The following is a 6,328-nucleotide window of genomic DNA, read 5'->3' on the forward strand; positions in this document are numbered from 1 at the left end:
TAAGGTTAAGGTTAAGGTTAAGGTTAAGGTTAAGGTTAAGGTTAAGGTTAAGGTTAAGGTGAGCTCCGAAGGAGCGAAACCTTTGTAGCAAAGAGATCATAACTATATCTATCCAAGCTCCGGAAGAGCGACACAATTATTAATCATATTATTCTTCTTTACATTTTTGATAAAACTCAAAAAAATAACATTTTGCTTTAAATTCTTTTTTACAACTTCTTTTCTTATCATATATTTTACAATAGGTGTTCATATTACTTTAAAGATTTTCTAGCTTTCGGATGAAAAAATTACTAAAAACTCTGTTTATCTTCCATCTTTATTGTATGCCGCATTTCCTAGCCCGGATAGAAGCGGTTACCCCGGAACTTGAATTTGAGAGTTGGAGGGATTTAGAGATGGAAAAGCAACGGCGTGAGGAGTAAAAGCGGATAGCCGGAAAAAGCTCCTAAGAAATATGTATTTTAAGGTCCTATCGTAAATACAATCTTATTGTTATAGGTTGCAGCCGGAATGGTGACAGAAACTCCGCTTAGTTGTATTTTAATTGGAATATTTGAATAAGACCCCAAAGCTAATACAGCTGTAATTCTAAATAATTCTAAATCTGCAAGTGTCACGGCTTGGTAAGCAGTTCCTCCGCTTATTGTACATAGTACACAGATTGTTGAGCCGTCACCTGTTCTTTTAACATTCAATATTAAATTTGAATTCCATGTTGGATTAGGCTCATAATGTACCGAAACTTTGCCACTGCTTAATGCAAGGGGAACACTTGCTGTTAATGATATTTGATTGTCAGAACTTTCGTAAGTTCCGGTGTAGTTTGATCCTGCTTCTGTGATTGTAGGTATAGGTACTGCCCAATTACCACCCGCTACTGTTATAGATCTTTGTGATTTTAAAACAGAGAAAAATATTAAGAAGACTATAAAACTTATTTTAAATAAATATCTTCTATCAAAAATGCTATAATATGCTTTCATACTTTTTTTATTATTCAGTGATGGTGTAAACAATTACTACAGCGGTATTGGTTCTTGCCGATAAATTCGCATAAGTATTTGCTGATAAACTTATGGTCAACCGATGTCCGTTATTTGATCCATTTCCGGTGAATGCACCGCCTATTCCGCTGATTATTGTTTGTGATGTTGTATTGAGAATGACTAGAGAACTTGGAGTTCCTAATGTTCCTCCTCCCGCTCCCGAAGCTGCGGATGCCTGAATTTTTATATCAACTCCGGGAATTACAGGATTTATAGAGGCTGTAATTTTTCTCATTGCTCCACCAGATGCAATTGCTGATGTATAGTTAATCCATTTTGTTGTATTTGTAGCAGGAGAAACAATCGCCATTCCGGCTTCTGTAGGAGCTGTAAAATTCATTGAAATTGCTCCGGCGGGTTCAATGTCCATTAAAGTAACTACAGGTAGAGTTACACTCATTGTACTGTTTCCTGTAAGTTGCGAAAACAGATGAGAAGAGATGGTAAAACCTATTAAAAAAACTAATTTGAAGTAACTCATTTTTGTTTTTTGTTTTGATTATAGCTTACTTTGATGGTTTCTTGCTGAAATTTTATTTCAGATGATTGTTTGATGATATTAATCGTTATATTTTTTGTTTCGGCAGATTGTAGATTAAATTCAAAATGGTCAATTGGTATTTTATATCTTTTGTCTAAACCGTTTCTGTAAACTTTTACTTTCCAATCTCCAGGACGCAGATAAGTAAAATCGAAGTAATCTCCCAGTACTACGATTTTTCTAAATGTTTGATTGCCGTTGTTTACTTCAACAATCACATTTTCGTTTTTCTTTTTTTGAGTTGAAAGCTGTGCAAAGCTCAGTATATTTTCGTGTTCCGTATAATCAATTTTTCCCAGAATCTTTGCGGCACTCGTCAACCCAAAGTTGAAAATATTTTCTTTATCAGTTAAAACTAAAGAAGCCGGAACATTTTGGTCTGCAATATCATTGATGTCTGTTGTTGATCTGTCAATTTCTAAAACGTAATCTCCAGGATTAACATTTTTGAATAAATAATTTCCATTTTTATCGGTTATTGAAAGATGATTTCCCATAATCAGCCGAATTCCGTCAACTTTTTTTACACCAAGATTTTTTATGTTTCCTGAAAGAGTAGTGTATTCTGCAATTTTCTGAGTCGGAAGATTCATCTTTAAAGTATAACGCAACGAAAAAATAAAATCTTTATTTCCCAATTCTCCACGCTGTAAATTATACCTCGCAGAAACCCCAAGTTCATGGTTGGAAAAAATTTGCTGTTGAAAAAGAAGTTCAAAAAGATTTCTGTCGGTATAGTAATCTTCCGGCATATAATTGTTCTGATAAAAAAGACTGAACTGTGTTTTATCTGAAAACCGGTTTAAAATTCTTGCTCCAAAATAAAACTGCTGTTGATTCTGTAATTGATAACGGGAAGTAAGCGCATAACTTCCATAGATATTAAATGAAGTTTTAAACTTTTCAAAACCAATGTTTGCAGTATAAAAGCTTGAATTTCCTGAGATTCCTGTCAAATAGTTTTGTGTTTTCCCCAATTGTCCTTCAATATTTAATTGAAAAATTCCGATTTGCTGATTTACAGAAAGTTTGAAAAAACGATCATTATAATCAAATTCTTTAGGCATTAATCGGTCTTTATATCTTTGTGAACCTCCATATAATATTACATTTCCGTTTTTAGAATATTTATATTGAATTCCATACTGCAAATATTTGCGATAAGGAGCGGCAAGAAATAAAGTGTCTCGCTGAAAATTTTTAGCATCCTGCACATAGCTTGCGATAAAATTAATCTGCTTTGAGAACTGATATTGAAGATTAATATTGATGTTACTGGTGTTATTAAAATATCCTGCATATTCCGGGCTTGCTCTCATGTACATCACATTTCCTTTTATTCTTTCATAATTGGCTATAGTTTGAATCATAAAAGCAGTTCCGTCTTTTTTTTCAGTTTTACTATAAGATGTTTCTCCTGAAATTTCAAGATTTTTATTGATATTAAACTTTCCTGTGAGATAAGGCAAATGTGCATTAGAATCTAATCTCATATTTGAAAAGGTGATATCCGTACTTTCTGTTCTTGGAATTTTATATAAATATCCTGCTGTAATTTCCGACTGTTTCCCGATTTTTAATTTTGAATACATATTAAATTCATCTTTAATATCTCTGAAAAATCTAGGATGATTGTAAAATCCTCCGAAACTTATTTTTTTTAAATCAAAACGAATTTCTGCACCTCGACCGTATCTTGCATATTCGGTTAAAAAAGAAGCGAAATAATTTTTGTCTCCTAAATGAAGCCATAAATTTTCTCGCTTATAATTCACAAAATATTCTTCGTATTGGGTAAAAGAATTAAAATCTACCGGATTTTTGGTGACTGCATGAAATTCTAAAGCGTTTTTATTTTCATCGTCTAAACTTCCTTTTCCGTACAATTCACCCTGAAAGCCGCTGTTATAATTACCCCGATTTTGCATACCAATCATAAAAACTGAAGCTGAAACCGGAAATCTGTGAAAAATATCTTCCTCAACAGGTTTTACAGAAATGATTTTTACACTTGAATAAGCAGCTTGATTTTCCTGCGGGTTGTCTTTGGAAAAAACCGAAAGGTTTAAATTCTGATACTCATTTTTACCTAAATCTGATGGAGTTTTTTTGCTTATCGTAATTTTTTTACTTTCTCCGGGAGCTAAAGTTATAGATGTACTCAAATCAATTGTAGCATTTTTACTTTCTAAAATTAAATTTTCAGAAACGTTACCATAATTTTTTAATAAAAAAGTTGATTGTATAGTCTCTCCTGCTTTCACAAATTCCGGGGAATCTAAAAGCGTAAGAGAAAGCTTTCTGTTTCCGGAAACTAATAATTCAGCTGATTGAATGATATTTTCGCCTGTTGTTTTTTCAGTTCCCTGCAGTAAGACAGAATATTTTCCTTGTGGAGTTTCTGTGGCAATTTGCAATGGGACGATATAAATTTTACTTTCATTGGGTGAAATGGTTATTGTCCCGTTTTTTAGAATAGGAATGATGAAATTGCTTGAAGCTTCAGCTTTAAGATTATAAGTTTTGGGTAAAGAGCCTTTGTTTTCTATGGTAAAGGAAATAGAAGTAGATGTTCCCGGTTTCAGACTATCTTTTTTTTGAGAAAAAATAAAAGCCGGGAACAACAGAGTAAAATAAATTATCCATTTTTTAATCATTCTTTACTTCTAGTTCTACATTTAGGGCGAATGCATTTTCTTCTTCATCAGTGGCAATCAGTACCGCATTGTATTTTTCGGGAGGCATTTTGCTGATATCGATATGAAAATATTTTGAAGTTTGTGGTAATAATCCGGATGCCTGGCTTGAAAAATTACCGAGCTTCTCTCCGGTTTTTTTGTCGTAAATTTCAATATTTGCGATGGGCCTGCAGTAAAGATTTCCTTTATTGGCAATAGCAACTTTTAAGATTTGTTTTCCGTCTTCTTTTTCAATTTTTACATCCTCAAATTTCAGATCGGGTTTTGCTTTTTCTGAATCGAAATCTGTAATTATCTGAATGGCATAGCGAATAATAGAGGTAATATTTACGCCCTGTTTATTGTCATTAGGTTTTATTTCCTCTACAGGTTCTACCATAATTACGCTCCAATAGCTTCCTGGTTCAGAAATATTGTTGGGAACGGTAATTTCATAGTAAACTTCTGTTTTTTGCTTGGCTTTAAGAGTGATAAGATTGGTATTTATTTTAATCCAATCCGTATTGGTTTTACTGTTGGTATGAGGAGTAGAATAGTAAATGGTGCCATCAGATTGATAACTATAATCCTGAAGAAATAGTTTTACACTTTGTAATTGATTGCCCGTATTTTCTATTTCAATTTTTCCCTTATAGACTTTTCCGTTTTCTACCTGGTAAGAGTGAGAAAGCCCATTGAGAACAACAATTCCGGCTTTTAAAAAGCAAAATTGAAGGATGAAAATTAGCAACAAAGATATGCGCTTTATCATATTAATGTAAAGTTTGGTGTTTAAAACATTGATGTAGCAAGATCAAGAAGAAAAAGGGCTAGCTATTTCTTCTTGCTTGTAAATGATGAAATGGAGCAGATTAGTTATCCGAAATGGTATAAGTAACGGTAGCTACAGTAGAGGCGGTTGCCTGTAAATCTGCGTAAGCAGCAACTGCTCCGGGACCACTTCCTGCAGCCAGAGCATACGTCAGGTTATGACCATTATTGGCTCCGTTGCCTGTATAAGCACTTCCTATTCCCGAAATAATGGTTTGATCTGTGGCACTCAGTGTAAGCTGAGCAGCCGGAGTTCCCAATGTTCCTCCTCCAGAACCTGTAGCTGCCGCTGCAGTTACGTGGATATCAATTCCGGGAATAATAGCATTTACACTTACAGATACATTACGGGTTGGGTCTGCAACCGATTTAATAGAAGAATAATTTAACCAAAGTGTGGTGTTGGCGGTGTTTGGAGTTACCGGGTTACCCGCTTCTGTAGGCGCTGTAAATCCTAAAGTGATGTTTTTTGTTGCAGCTGGCTCTATATCAACTAGTGCAACTTCGGGTACAGAAATAGTTACTGTGTGATTGTCTGTGTAGGTATCCTGTGCCTTAAGATTTGAAGAAAGGGAAAAGATAGCCAAAGACATAGCTAAGGTAATTGTTGTTTTTTTCATGGTATTAGTTTTTGCATTGTGAAGTTAATAAAATTCATTATAATAAAATATACTTAATGAAAGAAAATTATTGTTAAATATTCAAACACAGTATTTTATTATATTTTTTAATGTCATTTTACATCCTTAAATAATACAAAACAAGCAATTTTTTGACCTTTTACAGCAAAAAAATCTTGTACATTTTGGTGTACAAGATTTTTATTTTTTTTGAAATTTATCTAAGAGGCTGTTTAAATTTGGTATTTATTTTTAACATTAAGAAATTAAGATCATTTACCTTAAAAACCTTATTACAAAATCAACTTGTTGATTTCTTAATTATTTCCTGCTTAAATAAATATCTTAATGTTAAAATAAGAATAAACAAAGTTTATTTTAATTTTGAAATCGAAGATTATCTCCTTTCAGTCGATGAATGCTATTTCGACGTAGTCAAAATTAAGACAAGGCAATAGAAAAATATCTAATAAAAATTTAAACAGCCTCTAAGACTTTGGAGTTGATTTCCCAAAATCTAATCGCCCTACAAAATGCCAACTGTTGGTATTTGATTTTATTTTGAGATCATACCAACCCTTTGTTTTATCCAGACTGATGTTTATTTTT

General features: G+C 33.1%; 5 protein-coding genes. All 5 read right to left on the reverse strand.

Annotated elements, in window-relative coordinates; all coding sequences use genetic code 11:
• Positions 1 to 464: 464 nt before the first annotated feature.
• The 5 genes from OEW74_RS18615 to OEW74_RS18635 all read right to left on the reverse strand — a co-directional run bounded on the left by OEW74_RS18615 (position 465) and on the right by OEW74_RS18635 (position 5,719).
• Positions 465 to 1,019, reverse strand: a complete 555-nt coding sequence (locus OEW74_RS18615) for a hypothetical protein (RefSeq protein WP_265429896.1) — start codon at positions 1,017 to 1,019, stop codon at positions 465 to 467.
• Entirely contained in the window at positions 997 to 1,530 is a 534-nt protein-coding gene (locus OEW74_RS18620) for a hypothetical protein (protein WP_265429897.1), read from the reverse strand. The genes OEW74_RS18615 and OEW74_RS18620 overlap by 23 nt, the downstream gene beginning before the upstream one ends.
• The gene (locus OEW74_RS18625) at positions 1,527 to 4,247 is read right to left on the reverse strand and encodes a hypothetical protein (protein ID WP_265429898.1); all 2,721 of its coding nucleotides are present in this window, start codon (positions 4,245 to 4,247) and stop codon (positions 1,527 to 1,529) included. Before OEW74_RS18625 ends, OEW74_RS18620 begins: the two co-directional genes overlap by 4 nt.
• Positions 4,240 to 5,040, reverse strand: a complete 801-nt coding sequence (locus OEW74_RS18630) for a WxL protein host-binding domain-containing protein (protein ID WP_265429899.1) — start codon at positions 5,038 to 5,040, stop codon at positions 4,240 to 4,242. Before OEW74_RS18630 ends, OEW74_RS18625 begins: the two co-directional genes overlap by 8 nt.
• A 100-nt stretch (positions 5,041 to 5,140) precedes the next feature.
• Positions 5,141 to 5,719 (reverse strand): hypothetical protein, encoded by a 579-nt coding sequence (locus tag OEW74_RS18635; RefSeq protein WP_265429900.1) that lies wholly within the window; start codon positions 5,717 to 5,719, stop codon positions 5,141 to 5,143.
• Positions 5,720 to 6,328: the final 609 nt, after the last annotated feature.

Origin of the sequence: Chryseobacterium sp. YIM B08800, from assembly GCF_026163565.1 — a bacterium.
Taxonomy (GTDB): Bacteria; Bacteroidota; Bacteroidia; order Flavobacteriales; family Weeksellaceae; genus Chryseobacterium.